Below are 16,444 nucleotides of genomic sequence, written 5' to 3' on the forward strand. Positions count from 1 at the left end.
CGACATCGGATGAGGGTGCCGGGCCGCCGTCGTGTTCAGACGCCGCCCGGGGGTGGTCAGCGGACGAAGACCCCGGCCTGGCCGGCCAGATCGAGGAAGTACTGCGGCGCCACGCCCAGCACCACCGTCGCCACGGCGGCAAGACCGATCACCGAGCTGGTGAGCGGGGACGGGATCACCACGGAGGGACCGTCCGGCTTGGGCTCGCTGAAGAACATCAGCACGATCACCCGGACATAGAAGAACGCGGCGATCGCCGAGGCCAGCACGCCGACCACCACCAGGCCCATCGCCCCCGAATCGGCCGCGGCCCGGAAGACGGCGAACTTGCCGGCGAAGCCCGACGTCAGCGGGATGCCGGCGAAGGCCAGCAGGAACAGCGCGAAGACCGAGGCCAGCAGCGGCGAACGCCGCCCGAGCCCGGCCCACTTGGACAGGTGCGTCGCCTCGCCCCCGGAGTCCCGCACCAGCGTCACCACGGCGAAGGCGCCCAGCGTCACCAGGGAGTAGGCGCCCAGGTAGAACAGCACCGAGCTGACGCCGTCCTCCGACAGCGACACCACGCCGGCCAGGATGAAACCGGCGTGCGCGATGGAGGAGTAGGCCAGCAGCCGCTTGACGTCGGTCTGGGTGATGGCGATGACCGCGCCGCCGACCATGGAGGCGATGGTGACGCCCCACAGCACCGGTTCCCAGTCCCAACTCAGCCCCGGCAGCACCACATAGAGCAGCCGCAGCAGGGCGCCGAACGCGGCGACCTTCGTCGCGGCGGCCATGAAGCCGGTGACCGGGGTCGGCGCGCCCTGGTAGACGTCGGGGGTCCACATGTGGAACGGGACGGCGCCCACCTTGAAGAGCAGGCCCATCACCAGCAGGGCGCCGCCGATCAGCAGCAGCGCGTCGTTGCCCATCGTCCCGGCGAGGCCGGGGTCGATCGCGCCCGGCTCGCCGGCCACCACGTCGGCGATGCCGGCGTAGGAGACGGTGCCCGCGTAGCCGTAGAGCAGGGCCACGCCGAAGAGCAGGAACGCGGAGGCGAACGCGCCCAGCAGGAAGTACTTGACGGCCGCCTCCTGGGAGAGCAGCCGCCGCCTGCGGGCCAGCGCGCAGAGCAGATACAGCGGGAGGGACAGCACCTCAAGGGCGATGAACAGCACCAGCAGGTCGTTCGCCGCGACAAAGAGCAGCATCCCGCCGACCGCGAAGAGCAGCAGCGGGAAGATCTCCGTGGTGGTGCGCCCGGCCTTGACGGCCTCCTGCTCGGCGGGCCCGCCCGGCACGGCGGCCGGCGCGGCGGCGAACGAGTCGACGCGGGCGCCGTGCACCGCCGGCTCAAGGCGCCGTTCGGCGAAGAGCGCCACCGACACCAGACCGACCAGCGCGATCACGCCCTGGAGGAACAGCGCGGGCCCGTCGACGGCCAGCGCGCCCATGCCGGCGATCTGCGACTCGTCCGTGGCATGCCCGCTGGCGGCGAGACCGATCACGGCGGCGAACGCGCCGGCCAACGCCAGTGCGGACACCGCCACTTCGGCGTAGTACCGCTGCCGGCGCGGCAGGAACGCCTCGATCAGCACGCCTACGATGGCGGCGCCGAACACGATCAGGCTCGGCGAGAGCGCGACCCATTCGATGTCCGGGGCCTGCAATTCATTCACGGTGCGGCCTCCACTGCGGGCAGTTCAGGTTCCGGGTCCGTCTTGCCGACGTCGGAGAGCGTGTGCTCCACGGCCGGGTTGACGATGTCGGTGATCGGCTTGGGGAAGACTCCGAGGAAGATCAGCAGCGCGACCAGCGGCGCCACCACGGCGATCTCCCGCACCCTCAGGTCCGGCAGCTTCTCGATGCCGGGCTTGACGGGGCCCGTCATGGTGCGCTGGTAGAGCACCAGCACATAGAGCGCCGCCAGCACGATGCCGACACAGGCGATGATCCCGGCCACCCGGTAGCGGCTGAACGTGCCGACCAGGACCAGGAACTCGGAGACGAACGGGCCGAGCCCCGGCAGCGAGAGAGTGGCGAGACCGCCGATCAGGAAGGCGCCGGCGAGCTTGGGCGCCGGCTTCTGCACCCCGCCGTAGTCCTGGATCAGACGCGAACCCCTGCGGGCGATCAGGAAGCCGGCCACCAGCAGCAGCACCGCCGTGGCGACCCCGTGGTTGACCATGTAGAGCGTCGCGCCGCTCTGGCCCTGGCTGGTCATCGCGAAGATGCCCAGCACGATGAAGCCGAAGTGGCTGATCGACGCGTAGGCGATCAGCCGCTTGATGTCCCGCTGGCCCAGCGCCAGCAGCGCGCCGTAGATGATGCTGACCAGCGCCAGGCCGAGCACCACCGGCGTGGCCCAGGAGCTGGCCTCGGGGAAGAGGCCGAGGCAGAAGCGGAGCATCGCGAAGGTGCCGACCTTGTCGACCACGGCCGTGATCAGCACCGCGACCGGCGCCGTCGACTCGCCCATCGCGTTGGGCAGCCAGGTGTGCAGCGGCCAGAGCGGCGCCTTGATGGCGAAGGCCACGAAGAAGCCGAGGAAGAGCCACCGCTCGGTGCCGGTACCGAAGTCCAACTCGCCGGCGGCCCGCGCCTGGAGGATCTGCTGGAGGGAGAACGTGCCCTCGGGCAGCTGGTCGGCCGTGGCGACGTAGAGGCCGATGACGGCCGCCAGCATCACCAGACCACCGGCCAGGTTGTACAGCAGGAACTTGACGGCGGCGTAGGAGCGTTGCCGCGCCTGCCCCTCCTCGCCCTGTTCGCCGGCGCGGTCCCCGAAGCCCCCGATGAGGAAGTACATCGGGATCAGCATGGCTTCGAAGAAGATGTAGAAGAGGAAGATGTCGGTGGCGGCGAAGGACATGATGACCATCGCCTCGACCAGCAGGATCAGGGCGAAGAAGGCCTGGGTGGGCCGCCAACGGCGGTTCTCCGCGCGCTCCGCGCCCTCGTTCTCCTCCGGATCCGCGTCCCGCCAGCCCGCGCCGATCAGGAACGGGATCAGCAGGGCGGTCAGCGCGATCATCGCCACGCCGATGCCGTCCACGCCCAGTTCGTAGCGGACCCCGAAGTCCTCGATCCAGGACCTGGACTCGGTCAGCTGGAAGCGGTCGGCTCCCGAGCCCGTGTCGAAGCGCAGCAGCACGGCGGCGGCGAAGCCGACCGTGGCCAGCGAGAAGAACAGCGCCAGCCACTTGGCCAGGGTCCGCCGGGCGGCCGGCACCGTCGCGGTGACGACGGCCCCGATGGCGGGCGTCAGCGCCGTGGCCGTCAGCAGGGGAAATGACATATCAGACCGCCCTCATCAGCAGGGTCGCGGCGATCAGCACAGCCGCACCGCCGAACATCGAGACCGCGTAGCTGCGGGCGAATCCGTTCTGGACCCGGCGCAGCCGGCCGGAGAGACCGCCGAACGAGGCGGCCGTGCCGTTGACCACGCCGTCCACCAGCTTGTGGTCCAGATAGACCAGGCCACGGGTCAGGTAGTTGCCCGGCGCCACGAACGCGGCGTGGTTGAAGTCGTCCTGGAGCAGGTCGCGTCGGGCCGCCCTGGTGATCCAGCGTCCGCGCGGCGCCACCACGGGCACGGGCCGGCGGCCGTACTGCCACCAGGCGGCGGCGACGCCGAGCAGCATCACGCCGGTGGCGGCCAGCGCGACCGTGCCATGGCTGACCGGGGAGTCCCCGTGGTCGAGGCCGGTGACCGGCTCAAGCCAGTGCACGAACCGCTCGTCCAGGTTGAAGAAGAAGCCGGCGCCGACCGAGCCGACCGCCAGCACCATCATCGGGATGGTCATGGAGAGCGGGGACTCGTGCGGGTGCGGCTCGTGGCCCTGCGCGTCCGGCTGCCACCGCTTCTCGCCGAAGAACGTCAGCAGCATGATCCGCGTCATGTAGTACGCGGTGAGCGCGGCGCCCAGCAGCATGACGCCGCCGAGGATCCAGCCCTCGGTGCCGCCCTGGCTGAACCCGGCGTAGATGATCTCGTCCTTGGAGAAGTATCCGGAGAGATAGGGGAAGCCGATGATCGCCAGATAGGCGAGGCCGAACGTGACAAACGTGATCGGCATGTACTTCCGGAGGCCGCCGTAACGCCGCATGTCGACCTCGTCGTTCATGCCGTGCATCACGGATCCGGCGCCGAGGAACAGGCCGGCCTTGAAGAAGCCGTGGGTGACCAGGTGCATGATGGCGAAGACATAGCCCACGGGCCCGAGCCCGGCGGCCAGCATCATGTAGCCGATCTGCGACATGGTCGAACCGGCCAGCGCCTTCTTGATGTCGTCCTTGGCGCAACCGACGATCGCCCCGAAGAGCAGCGTCACCGCGCCGACCACGATCACCACGGTCTGCGCGTCGGGCGCCGCGTTGAAGATCGCCCCGGAGCGGGTGATCAGATAGACGCCGGCGGTGACCATGGTGGCGGCGTGGATCAGGGCCGAGACCGGGGTCGGGCCCTCCATCGCGTCGCCCAGCCAGGACTGGAGCGGCACCTGCGCCGACTTGCCGCAGGCGGCCAGCAACAGCATCAGGCCGATGGCGGTGAGCGTGCCCTCCGAGGTCTCGTTGGCGCCGGCGAGCACCGGCTCGAAGGCGAAGCTGCCGAAGGTGGTGAACATCAGCAGGATGGCGATGGAGAGCCCCACATCGCCGACCCGGTTGACCACGAACGCCTTCTTGCCCGCGGTCGCCGCGCTCGGCTTGTGCTGCCAGAAGCTGATCAGCAGGAACGAGGCGAGCCCGACGCCCTCCCAACCGACGTAGAGCAGCAGGTAGTTGTCGGCGAGCACCAGCAGCAGCATCGCCGCCAGGAAGAGGTTCAGATAGGCGAAGAACCGCCGCCGCCGCTCGTCGTGCTCCATATAGCCGATCGAGTAGAGGTGGATCAGCGTGCCCACGCTCGTGATCAGCAGGACGAACGTCATCGACAGCTGGTCGAGCTGGAACGCCACATCCGCCTGGAAGTCGGCCACCGGCACCCAACTGAACAGGTGCTGGTGCAGGGCCCGGTCGTCGCCGTCCCGACCGAGCAGGTCGAAGAAGAGGACGGCGGCGAGGACGAAGGAGACGGCCGACAGGCCGGTCGCCAGCCAGTGGCCCGTCCGGTCCAGGCGGCGCCCGCCCACCAACAGCAGCGCGGCGCCGAGCAGCGGCGCGCCGACGAGCAGTCCGATCAATGACTCCACTGGTTCTCGTCCCCTTACAGCTTCATCAGACTGGCGTCGTCAACCGAGGCCGAATGACGCGAGCGGTAGACGCTGACGATGATCGCCAACCCGACCACCACCTCGGCGGCGGCCACGACCATCACGAAGAAGGCCATGATCTGGCCGTCGAGATTGCCGTGCATACGGGAGAAGGTGACCAGCGCCAGGTTGGCGGCGTTGAGCATCAGCTCCACGCACATGAACACCACGATCGCGTTCCGCCGCAGCAGCACGCCGCAGGCGCCCACGGTGAAGAGCAGCGCCGCCAGATAGAGGTAGTTCTCCGGGCTCACTTCCTGGCCTCCTCGGCGTCCTTGGCGTCACCGGGGGCGCCGTCGGAACCGTCTGTTCCGTCACGATCGGGGCCCTCGGCGCCAGGGCGGCCGGGGGCCTCCTCGCGGCCGTGGTGCCGGTTGGTGCGCTGTTCCAGCGCGCGCACCGCGGCGAGCGCGTCCTCGTGCACCTCACGCACATGACCACGGGCGCGCAGCGTCGGGTTGACGGTCAGCTCCGACGGAGTGCCGTCGGGCAGCAGGCCGGGGAGGTCCACGCCGTTGTGGCGGGCGTAGACGCCGGGGGCCGGCAGCGGCGGGAGCTGCTTGCCGCCGCGCACCCGGGCGTCGGCCAGCTCGCGCTGGCTCTTGGCGCGTTCGAGGCGCTCGCGGTGGGTGAGCAGGGTGGCGCCGATCGCGGCGATGGTCAGCAGCACGCCGGTGACCTCGAAGGCCACCACATACCGGGTGAAGAGCAGCGAGGCGAGCCCCTGCACGTTCCCGTCGGCGTTGGCCTGGGCGAGGCCGGTGAAGGAGCCGGTCGACGCCTGGCCGATGCCGGAGACCAGCAGCAGGCCGAGGCCGAGGCCGAGCCCAGCGGCGACCCAACGCTGGCCCTTGAGCGTCTCCTTGAGCGTGTCGGTATGGCTCACGCCGACCAGCATCAGCACGAAGAGGAAGAGCATCATCACGGCGCCGGTGTAGACCACGATCTGCACCATGCCGAGGAAGTAGGCGCCGTTGGCGAGGTAGAACAGCGCCAGGATGACCATGGTGCCGGCGAGGCAGAGCGCGGAGTACACCGCGCGCTTCATCAGCACCGTGCCCAGGCCGCCGATCAGCGCGATCGGGCCGAGCAGCCAGAACTGCACGGCCTCGCCCGTGGAGGTGGACGTCTCGGCGGCCAGCGAGGTGAGGGCGCTCACGGGCGCACCTCCGAGTCGGCCGGGTCCTTCGGGTCGGTCAGCCGGGAGGCCGCCGCCAACGCGTCGTCGGCCTCGGCCCCTTCGGGCGTCTCGCCCTTGCTCCAGGCGGTCTGCCGCACGGTGCCAGGCGCGGCCTCCGTGACCTCGCCCCGGTAGTAGGACTGGTCGTCCGTGCCCGGGTACATCGCGTGCGGCGCCTCGACCATGCCGTCCTTGAGGCCCGAGAGCAGCTCCTCCTTGGTGTAGATCAGGGAGGCGCGCGAGCGGTCGGCCAGCTCGTACTCGTTGGTCATGGTCAGCGCGCGCGTGGGGCACGCCTCCACGCACAGCCCGCAGAGGATGCAGCGCAGGTAGTTGATCTGGTAGACGCGGCCGTAGCGCTCGCCCGGGGAGTAGCGCTCCTCCTCGGTGTTGTCCGCGCCCTCCACATAGATGGCGTCGGCGGGACAGGCCCAGGCGCACAGCTCGCAGCCGATGCACTTCTCCAGGCCGTCCGGGTGCCGGTTGAGCTGGTGCCGGCCGTGGAAACGGGGCGCGGTCGGCTTCTTCTCCTCCGGGTACTGCTCGGTCATCCGCTTCTTGAACATGGCCTTGAAGGTCACGCCGAAGCCGGCCACCGGATTGTGGAACTCAGCCATCGTCACCCTCCTTTCCCTCGGACGTGATGGCGGCGCCCGCCTTCCCGTCTCCCTCGGAGTCGGTGGAGTCCCCCTCGGAGTCGCCCGGGGTGGCCCGTTCGGCCCTGGAGCGGCGGCGTGGCACCGGCGGCAGGGTCTGCCCCGGCAGTGGCGGCACCGGATACCCGCCGGCCAGCGGGTCGAACGGCTCCTCGGGCTGCTCCTCCTCCGCGGCCTCGCGCCGCTGATCGGAGCGGTCCCTGAGGAAGTCGACGACCAGCGAGAGCAACAGCAGGACCAGCACTCCCCCGGCCACCCAGAGCACGATGTCCTGGAAGCCGTAGTCCTCGTTCTGCATCGCCCGCACGGTGGCGACCAGCATCAGCCAGACCAGCGCGATCGGGATCAGGACCTTCCAGCCCAGAACCATGAACTGGTCGTAGCGCACCCGGGGCAGCGAGGCCCGGATCCAGACGAAGAAGAAGATGACCGCGACCAGCTTCACGGTGAACCAGAGCATCGGCCACCAGCCGGAGTTGGCGCCCTCCCAGAAGCTGATGGGCGCCGGCGCGCGCCAGCCGCCCAGGAAGAGGGTGACCATCAGGGCCGACACGGTGACCGTGTGGATGTACTCGGACATCATGAAGAAGGCGAACTTGATGGACGAGTACTCGGTGAGATACCCGCCGACCAGGTCGCCCTCGGACTCCGGCATGTCGAACGGCGGGCGGTGCGCCTCGCCAACCATCGCGATCATGTAGATCAGGAACGACACCGGGAGCAGGATCATGAACCAGCGGTCCTCCTGCGCCTCCACGATGCCCGAGGTGGACATCGATCCGGAGTAGAGGAAGACGGCGGCGAAGCTGAGGCCCATGGCGACCTCGTAGGAGATGATCTGCGCCGTGGCCCGCACCCCGCCGAGCAGCGGGTAGGTGGAGCCTGACGACCAGCCGGCGAGCACCGTGCCGTAGACGGCGATCGCGGCGGTGGCCAGCACATAGAGCAACGCGACCGGGAGGTCGGTGAGTTGGAGCACCGTCTGGGTGCCGAAGATGCTCACCGGATCGTCGGCGGGGCCGAACGGGATCACCGCGATGGCCATCAGCGCGGGGATGGTGGCGAGCATCGGCGCCATGATGAAGAGCACCTTGTCGGAGCCCTTGACGACGATGTCCTCCTTCATCATCAGCTTGACGCCGTCGGCGAGCGACTGGAGCAGACCCCAGGGCCCGGCCCGGTTGGGGCCGATGCGCAGCTGCATCCAGCCGAGCACCTTGCGCTCCATCACGATGCAGACCAGCACCGTGCCCAGCAGGAACGCGAAGCAGAAGACGGCCTTGATCAGGACCAGCCAGAAGGGGTCGTCGCCGAACATGGACAGGTCGGCCTCCGCCGCCAGCCCGGTTGTCAGTTCTTCGGCCAGCATCACGCGTTCACCTCCTCGGTGGCCTGCGAAGCGGCCGAAGTCAAGGCGGCGACCCGGACCAGCTGCCCCGGGCGGGCGCCCAGGTCCTGGTAGGCGCCGCCACCAACGGAGTTCAGCGGCAGCCAGACCACGCGGTCCGGCAGCTCGTCGGTCACATACAGCGGCAGGGTGACCGTGCCGGCCGGGCCCGTCACGGCGAGCGGATCACCGTGGGCGACGCCGGCCTCCTCGGCGGTGGCGGGCGACAGCCGGGCGACGGCCGCGTGCCGGGTGGCGGCCAACGCGTCGTCGCCCTGCTGCAACAGGCCCTGGTCGAGCAGGAGTCGGTGCCCGGCGAGCACCGCCTCACCGGCGTCGGGCCGGGGCAGCTCGGTCGGCGTGGCGGTCGGCCCCAGCGGCAGGGCGCCCGTCCACTCGGCGAAGCCGTCCAACTCGGCGCGCAGCGTGTCGATGTCGGGCAGGCCCAGATGGACGTCCAGCTCGTCCGCCAGCATCTGGAGGGCGCGGGCGTCGGTCTGGGTCTGCCGCCTGGTCATCTGGTCGGGCTTGATGGCGGCGTGGAACGGCCGGGCGCGGCCCTCCCAGTTGAGGAAGGTGCCCTCCTTCTCGACCACGGCTGAGACCGGCAGCACCACGTCGGCCCGCTCGGTCACCTCGGAGGGACGCAGCTCCAGGCTGAGCAGGAAGCCGCGGTCGGCGACCGCGTCCAACGCGCGCCGGGCGAGCGCGGGATCGGGCAGGTCGGCCAGCTCGACGCCGGCCACCACCAAGGCGTCAAGGCCGCCGTCTGCCGCGGCGGCGAGGATGCCGGCGGTGTCCCGGCCCGGCGCCTCGGGCAGCGAGCGAAGGCCCCAGGCGGCGGCCACCTCGCGGCGGGCCTGGACGTCCGACTCGGGCCGCCCGCCGGGCAGCAGCCCCGGCAGCGCGCCCACCTCGATCGCGCCGCGCTCACCGGCGCGGCGCGGGATCCAGACCAGCGTGGCGCCGCTGGCCGCGGCGGCGGCCACGGCCGCCGTGTACCCGCCGGGCACGCCGGCCAGCCGCTCGCCGACGATCAGCAGGGCGCCCGGCTGGCGCAGCGCCTCGGCGGCGCGCCGGCCTTCGGCGCCGAGCGCCTGGTCGTTGCCGGCGAGCGCCTCCAGCCAGTCGGGCTCGGTGCCGGGCGCGGCCGGCAGCAGCGTGCCGTCGGTCTTGGCCAGGCCACGGGTGATGTGGCTGGCGACGCTGAAGATCCGCTGGCCGTGCTTGCGGTTGGCCTTGCGCAGCCGCAGGAAGACGCCGGGCGCCTCCTCCTCGGACTCGAAGCCGACCAGCAGCACCGCGGGCGCCGACTCCAGGGCGCGGTAGGTGACGCCGGCGCCGTCCAGGTCCTGGCCGTGGCCCGCGATCTGGCTGGCGAGGAACGCGGCCTCCTCCGGGCTGTGCGCCCGGGCGCGGAAGTCGATGTCGTTGCTGCCGAGGGCGACCCTGGCGAACTTGGCGTACGCGTAGGTGTCCTCGACGGTGAGCCGGCCGCCGGTGAGCACGCCGGCCCGGCCCTTGGCTTTGGCCAGCCCGGCGGCGGCGGCGCGCAGCGCCTCCGGCCAGCTGGCCGGGGCCAGCTCACCCGTCTCGGCGTTCCGCACCAGCGGGACGGTGAGCCGGTCGGGGCGCTGCGCGTAGCGGAACGCGAAGCGGCCCTTGTCGCAGATCCACTCCTCGTTGACCTCGGGCTCGTCGGCCGCCAGGCGGCGCATCACCTTGCCGCGCCGGTGGTCGGTGCGGGTGGCGCAGCCGCCTGAGCAGTGCTCGCAGACGCTGGGCGACGAGACCAGGTCGAACGGGCGGGAGCGGAACCGGTAGGCGGCCGAGGTGAGCGCGCCGACCGGGCAGATCTGGATGGTGTTGCCGGAGAAGTAGGACTCGAACGGGTCCCCCTGTCCGGTGCCGACCTGCTGGAGCGCGCCTCGCTCGATGAGCTCGATCATCGGGTCGCCGGCGACCTGGTTGGAGAAGCGGGTGCAGCGGGCGCAGAGCACACAGCGCTCGCGGTCCAGCAGCACCTGCGCCGAGATCGGCACCGGCTTCTCGTAGGTGCGCTTGGCGCCTTCGAAGCGGCTCTCCGCCTCGCCCGTCGACATCGCCTGGTTCTGGAGGGGGCATTCGCCGCCCTTGTCGCAGACCGGGCAGTCCAGCGGGTGGTTGATCAGCAGCAGCTCCATCACGCCGCGCTGCGCCTTCTCGGCGACCGGCGAGGTGAGGTGGCTGCGGACCACCATGCCCTCGGTGCAGGTGATGGTGCAGGAGGCCATCGGCTTGCGCTGGCCCTCCACCTCCACGATGCACTGCCGGCAGGCGCCGGCCGGGTCGAGCAGCGGATGGTCGCAGAAGCGGGGGATCTCGATGCCGAGTTGCTCGGCGGCCCGGATCACCAGGGTGCCCTTGGGCACGGAGATCTCGATGCCGTCGATGGTCAGGGTGACCAGATCGGCCTGGGGCGGCTTGGCTGCCTGCCCACCACCGTTCTTGGCGTCGGTGGTGACCGTCATGCGTTCACCTCCTGGGGGGATGCGCTGTCCGACCAGGCGGTGGACTTGGCGGGGTCGAAGGGGCAGCCGCGCTCCGTGATGTGCTGTTCGTACTCGGCGCGGAAGTGTTTGAGCGAGGAGAAGATCGGGCTGGCCGCGCCGTCGCCGAGGGCGCAGAACGACTTGCCGTTGATGTTGTCGGCGATGTCCGCGATCTTGTCCAGGTCGCTGAGCAGGGCCTTGCCCGCCTCGATGTCGCGCATCAACTGGACGAGCCAGTAGGTGCCCTCGCGGCAGGGGGTGCACTTGCCGCAGGACTCGTGGGCGTAGAACTCCGTCCAGCGGGTGACGGCGCGGACCACGCAGGTGGTCTCGTCGAAGCACTGGAGGGCCTTGGTGCCGAGCATCGACCCGGCGGCGCCGACGCCCTCGTAGTCCAGCGGGACGTCGAGGTGTTCGTCGGTCAGCAGCGGGGTCGACGAGCCGCCCGGCGTCCAGAACTTGAGCCGGTGGCCTGGGCGCATCCCGCCGCTGAGCTCAAGGAGTTCGCGGAGCGTGATGCCCAGCGGCGCCTCGTACTGCCCGGGCTGGGCGACATGCCCCGAGAGCGAGTAGAGCGTGAAGCCGGGGGACTTCTCGCTGCCCATGGAGCGGAACCAGTCCTTGCCCTGATCCATGATGGCGGGAACCGAGGCGATCGACTCGACGTTGTTCACCACGGTGGGGCAGGCGTAGAGGCCGGCCACGGCGGGGAACGGCGGGCGGAGCCTCGGCTGTCCGCGTCGGCCCTCCAGGGAGTCGAGCAGCGCGGTCTCCTCGCCGCAGATATAGGCGCCGGCCCCGGCGTGCACGGTGATCTCCAGATCGCCGCCCTCGCCGAGCGCGCCCTCGCCGAGGTAGCCGGCGGCGTGCGCCTCGGCCACGGCTGCCTGGAGCCGGCGCAGCACGGGCACGACCTCGCCGCGCAGATAGATGAAGGCGTGGTTCGAGCGGATCGCGTGGCAGGCGATGATCATGCCCTCCACGAGGGAGTGCGGGTTGGCGTAGAGCAGCGGGATGTCCTTGCAGGTCCCCGGCTCGGACTCGTCCGCGTTGACCACCAGGTAGTGCGGCTTGCCGTCACCCTGCGGGATGAACTGCCACTTCATGCCGGTGGGGAAGCCGGCGCCACCCCGGCCGCGCAGCCCGGACTCCTTGACGTAGGCGATGACGTCGTCCGGTGCCATCGCGAGCGCCTTGGCCAGGCCGCGGTAGCCGCCGTTCTTCCGGTAGACGTCCAGCGTCCAGGACTCGGCCTGGTCCCAGGACGCGGACAGCACCGGGGCGAGCAGCTTCCTCGGGGTCGTCTCGTTGACGTCGTCCGTGGTCACGGTCATCACTCACCCTCCTCGGCGGTGCGGCCCGCGGGGTTCTGCGGGTCGGATGCCGAAGTCTGCTGGGGGGCGTCATGGGAGCTGGGGTGGCGCGCTGGCTCCTCGTCATCCGGCACATCGGGGTTGTGCGGGGTGACGACCACGGCTGGGCCCGTCTCGCCCTTGGCGAGGCGGAGCCCGGCGAGGGAGGCGGGCCCGGCGCTGCCGCCGGCGGCGACGGCGCCGGGGCGCTCGTCGGGGAAGCCGGCGAGGATGCGGGCGGTGCGCTTGAAGTCGCAGAGCGGGGCGCCCCTGGTGGGGACGACCTCCTCGCCGGCGCGCAGCTGGTCGACGAGCGCCTTGGCGGACTCGACCGTCTGGTTGTCGAAGAACTCCCAGTTGACCATCAGCACCGGCGCGAAGTCGCAGGCCGCGTTGCACTCGATGTGCTCCAGCGTGACCTTGCCGTCCTCGGTGGTCTCGCCGTTGCCGAGGGCCAGGTGTTCCTGGAGCGCCTCGAAGATGGCGTCTCCGCCGAGCACGGCGCAGAGCGTGTTGGTGCAGACGCCGACCTGGTAGTCGCCCGAGGGGCGGCGCCGGTACATCGAGTAGAAGGTGGCGACGGCGGTCACCTCGGCCGTGGTCAGGCCCAGCACGTCGGCGCAGAACTGCATGCCGGTGCGGGTGACATGGCCCTCCTCCGACTGCACCAGGTGCAGCAGCGGGAGCAGCGCGGAGCGGCTGTCCGGGTAGCGGGCGACGACCGTGGCGGCGTCCGCCTCAAGCCGCGCCCGCACGTCGGCCGGGTAGCTGGCCGCCGGCGGCTGGGGCATCCCCAGCGGCACCCCGCGGTTCTCAGCGGTGGCTGTCATCGGTCAACGCCTCCCATCACGGGGTCGATGGACGCCACCGCGACGATGACGTCGGCGACCATGCCGCCCTCGCACATCGCCGCCATGGACTGGAGGTTGGTGAACGAGGGGTCGCGGAAGTGGACCCGGTACGGGCGGGTGCCGCCGTCGCTCACCATGTGCACGCCCAGCTCGCCCTTGGCGGACTCGACCGCCGTGTACACCTGCCCGGGCGGGACCCGGAAGCCCTCGGTGACCAGCTTGAAGTGGTGGATCAGGGCCTCCATGGAGGTGCCCATGATGTTCTTGATGTGGTCGAGCGAGTTGCCCATCCCGTCGGGGCCGAGGGCCAGTTGGGCGGGCCAGGCGATCTTCTTGTCGGCCACCATCACGGGGCCAGGCTCCAGCCGCTCGATGCACTGCTCGATGATCCGCAGCGACTGGCGCATCTCCTCGATGCGCAGCAGGAAGCGCCCGTAGGAGTCGCAGGTGTCGGTGGTCGGCACCTCGAAGTCGTAGTTCTCGTAGCCGCAGTACGGGTCGGACTTGCGCAGGTCGTGCGGGAGCCCGGCGGAGCGCAGGACCGGCCCGGTGGCGCCGAGCGCCAGCGCGCCGGTCAGGTCCAGATAGCCGACGTCCTGGAGCCGCGCCTTGAAGACCGGGTTGCCGGTGCAGAGCTTGTCGTACTCCGGCAGGTTCTTCCGCATCGTCCTGATGAACTCGCGGAGCGCGTCGATGGCGCCGGGCGGCAGGTCCTGGGCGAGGCCGCCGGGGCGGATGAAGGCGTGGTTCATCCGCAGCCCGGTGATCAGCTCGAAGATGTCCAGGCAGTGCTCGCGGTCCCGGAAGCCGTACATCATCACCGTGGTGGCGCCCAGCTCCATGCCGCCGGTGGCGACGGCCACGAAGTGCGACGCGAGGCGGTTGACCTCCATCAGCAGCACCCGGATCACGCTGGCGCGGTCCGGGACGTCGTCGGTGATGCCGAGCAGCTTCTCCACGCCCAGGCAGTACGCCGCCTCGTTGAAGAGCGGCGTCAGGTAGTCCATGCGCGTGACGAACGTGGGGCCCTGCGACCAGGTGCGGTACTCCAGGTTCTTCTCGATCCCGGTGTGCAGATAGCCGATGCCGGCGCGGGCCTCCGTGACCGTCTCCCCGTCGATCTCCAGGATCAGCCGCAACACCCCGTGTGTGGAGGGGTGTTGGGGACCCATGTTGACGACGATCCGCTCGTCGTCCGCGGATTCGACGGCGGCGGCGAACTCATCCCAGTCGCCTCCGGTGACGGTGTAGACGGTGCCTTCGGTTGTCTCCCTGGCCTCGGCGGACCGGGTGGCGTGTGTGGTCATCAGCTGTACGACCTCCGCTGGTCGGGTGCCGGGATCTGGGCGCCCTTGTACTCGACGGGGATGCCGCCGAGCGGGTAGTCCTTGCGCTGCGGAAAGCCCTGCCAGTCGTCGGGCATCATGATCCGGGTGAGCGCCGGGTGTCCGTCGAAGATCAACCCGAAGAAGTCGTAGACCTCGCGCTCGTGCCAGTCGTTGGTCGGGTAGGTGTCGACGACCGAGGGCACATGGGGGTCGCTGTCCGGGACGCTGACCTCGATCCTGATCAGCCGGCCATGGGTCAACGACCGCAGGTGGTAGACCGCGTGCAGCTCGCGCCCCGCGTCCGTGGGGTTGTGCACGCCGCTGACGCCGGTGCACAGCTCGAAGCGGAGCGCCGGATCGTCGCGCAGCGTGCGGCAGACCACGGGGAGGTGCTCGCGGGCGATGTGGAAGGTGATCTCCGCCCGGTCCACCACGGTCTTCTCGATGGCGGCCTCGGGGGCGATCCCCTGCTCCTCCAGGGCGCCCTCCAACTCGTCGGCCACCTCGTCGAAGTAGCCGCCGTAGGGCCGCTGGCTGGCGCCCGGCATCCGGACGACGCGGCTGAGCCCGCCGTAACCGCTGGTGTCACCGCCGTTGTTGGCGCCGAACATCCCGCGCCGGCGGGCGATCGGCTCGCCCTCGCCCCTGGCCGCGGGAACGCCGCCGGCGCCGGGGGTCTCGTGCTCGTCGCTCACCGCAGCAGCCCCTTCATCTCGATGGTGGGCAGCGCGTTCATCGCGGCCTCCTCCGCCTCCCTGGCGGCCTGCTCGCGATTGACGCCGAGCTTCTCCTCGCGGATCTTGGAGTGCAGCTTGATGATCGCGTCCATCAGCATCTCGGGGCGCGGCGGGCAGCCGGGCAGGTAGATGTCGACCGGGACGATGTGGTCCACGCCCTGGACGATCGCGTAGTTGTTGAACATGCCGCCCGACGAGGCGCAGACGCCCATCGAGATGACCCACTTGGGGTTCGGCATCTGGTCGTAGACCTGGCGCAGCACGGGCGCCATCTTCTGACTGACCCGCCCGGCCACGATCATCAGATCGGCCTGTCGCGGCGAGCCACGGAACACCTCCATGCCGAACCGCGCCAGGTCGTAGCGGCCGGCACCCGTGGTCATCATCTCGATGGCGCAGCAGGCGAGTCCGAAGGTGGCGGGGAAGATCGAGGTCTTCCTGGCCAGTCCGGCCACCTGCTCGACGGTGCTGAGCAGGAACCCGCTGGGGATCTGTTCTTCCAGGCCCATGTGTCAGTGCCCTTCCTCGCGTGGTGTCGCCCCGCGTCGTGTGGGAGCTCCGGTGGGAGGCGGTGTCCGAGGTGCCGTCCCGGTCGTCCCGGCCCTCGACGCCCGTGTCCTCAGTCCCACTCCAGGCCCCCTCGCCGCCAGTCGTACGCGTAGGCGACGCCGATCAGACCGACGAAGACCAGCATCTGCACGAGCCCGAACATCCCGAGCGCGTCGAAGTGCACGGCCCAGGGATAGAGGAAGACGATCTCGATGTCGAAGATGATGAACAACATCGCCGTCAGGTAGTACTTGACGGGGAACCGCCCGCCGCCAGCCGGTTGCGGAGTGGGCTCGACGCCGCACTCGTAGGCGTCCAGTTTGGCGCGGTTGTACCGCCTGGGGCCGATCAACGCAGCCGCAACCACGGAGAAGACGGCGAATCCCGCCGCTAGGGCGCCCAGTACGAGGATGGGCACATACGCGTTCACGCCACCTCGCTCCTTCCAGTCGTCGGCGACTGCGCTACCACGAAGATCATCGCTATGTGAGTCAGTTCACAAGGCTGCAGAGCATCCTATGCCCGGACCCCTGTGACCTTCGACACGGGGTCGCCGATGAAGTCTGTGATCTCTCCCACCCGCCCTTTTCCCCCAACGGGCCCCGGAGCATGATCTGTCACATCACGTCGTCATTCAAC

Annotated in this window: 14 protein-coding genes; all 14 read right to left on the reverse strand. The window is 70.2% G+C overall.

Features of this window, described 5'->3' with window-relative positions; translation table 11 throughout:
* Positions 1–56: 56 nt before the first annotated feature.
* Positions 57–1,658, reverse strand: a complete 1,602-nt coding sequence (gene nuoN / locus K4G22_RS11655) for an NADH-quinone oxidoreductase subunit NuoN (RefSeq protein WP_228079900.1) — start codon at positions 1,656–1,658, stop codon at positions 57–59.
* Complete coding sequence (locus tag K4G22_RS11660; RefSeq protein ID WP_228079902.1) at positions 1,655–3,277, reverse strand: NADH-quinone oxidoreductase subunit M; 1,623 nt, start codon at positions 3,275–3,277, stop codon at positions 1,655–1,657. Before K4G22_RS11660 ends, nuoN begins: the two co-directional genes overlap by 4 nt.
* Position 3,278: 1 nt before the next feature.
* Positions 3,279–5,174, reverse strand: a complete 1,896-nt coding sequence (nuoL, locus tag K4G22_RS11665) for an NADH-quinone oxidoreductase subunit L (protein ID WP_228079904.1) — start codon at positions 5,172–5,174, stop codon at positions 3,279–3,281.
* 14 nt (positions 5,175–5,188) lie between these two features.
* Entirely contained in the window at positions 5,189–5,488 is a 300-nt protein-coding gene (gene nuoK, locus K4G22_RS11670; protein WP_228079906.1) for an NADH-quinone oxidoreductase subunit NuoK, read from the reverse strand.
* A complete protein-coding gene (locus K4G22_RS11675; RefSeq protein ID WP_228079907.1) occupies positions 5,485–6,393 on the reverse strand; it encodes an NADH-quinone oxidoreductase subunit J in 909 nt (302 codons plus the stop codon). The genes nuoK and K4G22_RS11675 overlap by 4 nt, the downstream gene beginning before the upstream one ends.
* Positions 6,390–7,031, reverse strand: a complete 642-nt coding sequence (gene nuoI / locus K4G22_RS11680) for an NADH-quinone oxidoreductase subunit NuoI (protein ID WP_228079909.1) — start codon at positions 7,029–7,031, stop codon at positions 6,390–6,392. Before nuoI ends, K4G22_RS11675 begins: the two co-directional genes overlap by 4 nt.
* The gene (gene nuoH, locus K4G22_RS11685) at positions 7,024–8,439 is read right to left on the reverse strand and encodes an NADH-quinone oxidoreductase subunit NuoH (RefSeq protein WP_228084052.1); all 1,416 of its coding nucleotides are present in this window, start codon (positions 8,437–8,439) and stop codon (positions 7,024–7,026) included. The genes nuoI and nuoH overlap by 8 nt, the downstream gene beginning before the upstream one ends.
* Positions 8,439–10,967: an NADH-quinone oxidoreductase subunit G gene (locus K4G22_RS11690; RefSeq protein WP_228079911.1), complete on the reverse strand. Its 2,529-nt coding sequence runs from the start codon at positions 10,965–10,967 to the stop codon at positions 8,439–8,441. The genes nuoH and K4G22_RS11690 overlap by 1 nt, the downstream gene beginning before the upstream one ends.
* Entirely contained in the window at positions 10,964–12,322 is a 1,359-nt protein-coding gene (gene nuoF, locus K4G22_RS11695; RefSeq protein WP_228079913.1) for an NADH-quinone oxidoreductase subunit NuoF, read from the reverse strand. The genes K4G22_RS11690 and nuoF overlap by 4 nt, the downstream gene beginning before the upstream one ends.
* Positions 12,322–13,170 (reverse strand): NADH-quinone oxidoreductase subunit NuoE, encoded by an 849-nt coding sequence (gene nuoE, locus K4G22_RS11700; RefSeq protein ID WP_228079915.1) that lies wholly within the window; start codon positions 13,168–13,170, stop codon positions 12,322–12,324. The genes nuoF and nuoE overlap by 1 nt, the downstream gene beginning before the upstream one ends.
* Positions 13,167–14,501: an NADH-quinone oxidoreductase subunit D gene (locus tag K4G22_RS11705; RefSeq protein WP_425336793.1), complete on the reverse strand. Its 1,335-nt coding sequence runs from the start codon at positions 14,499–14,501 to the stop codon at positions 13,167–13,169. The genes nuoE and K4G22_RS11705 overlap by 4 nt, the downstream gene beginning before the upstream one ends.
* On the reverse strand, positions 14,498–15,214 hold the full coding sequence (locus K4G22_RS11710; protein WP_228079918.1) for an NADH-quinone oxidoreductase subunit C: 717 nt from the start codon (positions 15,212–15,214) through the stop codon (positions 14,498–14,500). Before K4G22_RS11710 ends, K4G22_RS11705 begins: the two co-directional genes overlap by 4 nt.
* On the reverse strand, positions 15,211–15,765 hold the full coding sequence (locus tag K4G22_RS11715; protein WP_228079920.1) for a NuoB/complex I 20 kDa subunit family protein: 555 nt from the start codon (positions 15,763–15,765) through the stop codon (positions 15,211–15,213). The genes K4G22_RS11710 and K4G22_RS11715 overlap by 4 nt, the downstream gene beginning before the upstream one ends.
* A gap of 110 nt (positions 15,766–15,875) precedes the next feature.
* A complete protein-coding gene (locus K4G22_RS11720; RefSeq protein ID WP_062207856.1) occupies positions 15,876–16,235 on the reverse strand; it encodes an NADH-quinone oxidoreductase subunit A in 360 nt (119 codons plus the stop codon).
* Between the last annotated feature and the right edge of the window lie 209 nt (positions 16,236–16,444).

The organism is Streptomyces profundus, from assembly GCF_020740535.1.
Classification (GTDB): domain Bacteria; phylum Actinomycetota; class Actinomycetes; order Streptomycetales; family Streptomycetaceae; genus Streptomyces; species Streptomyces profundus.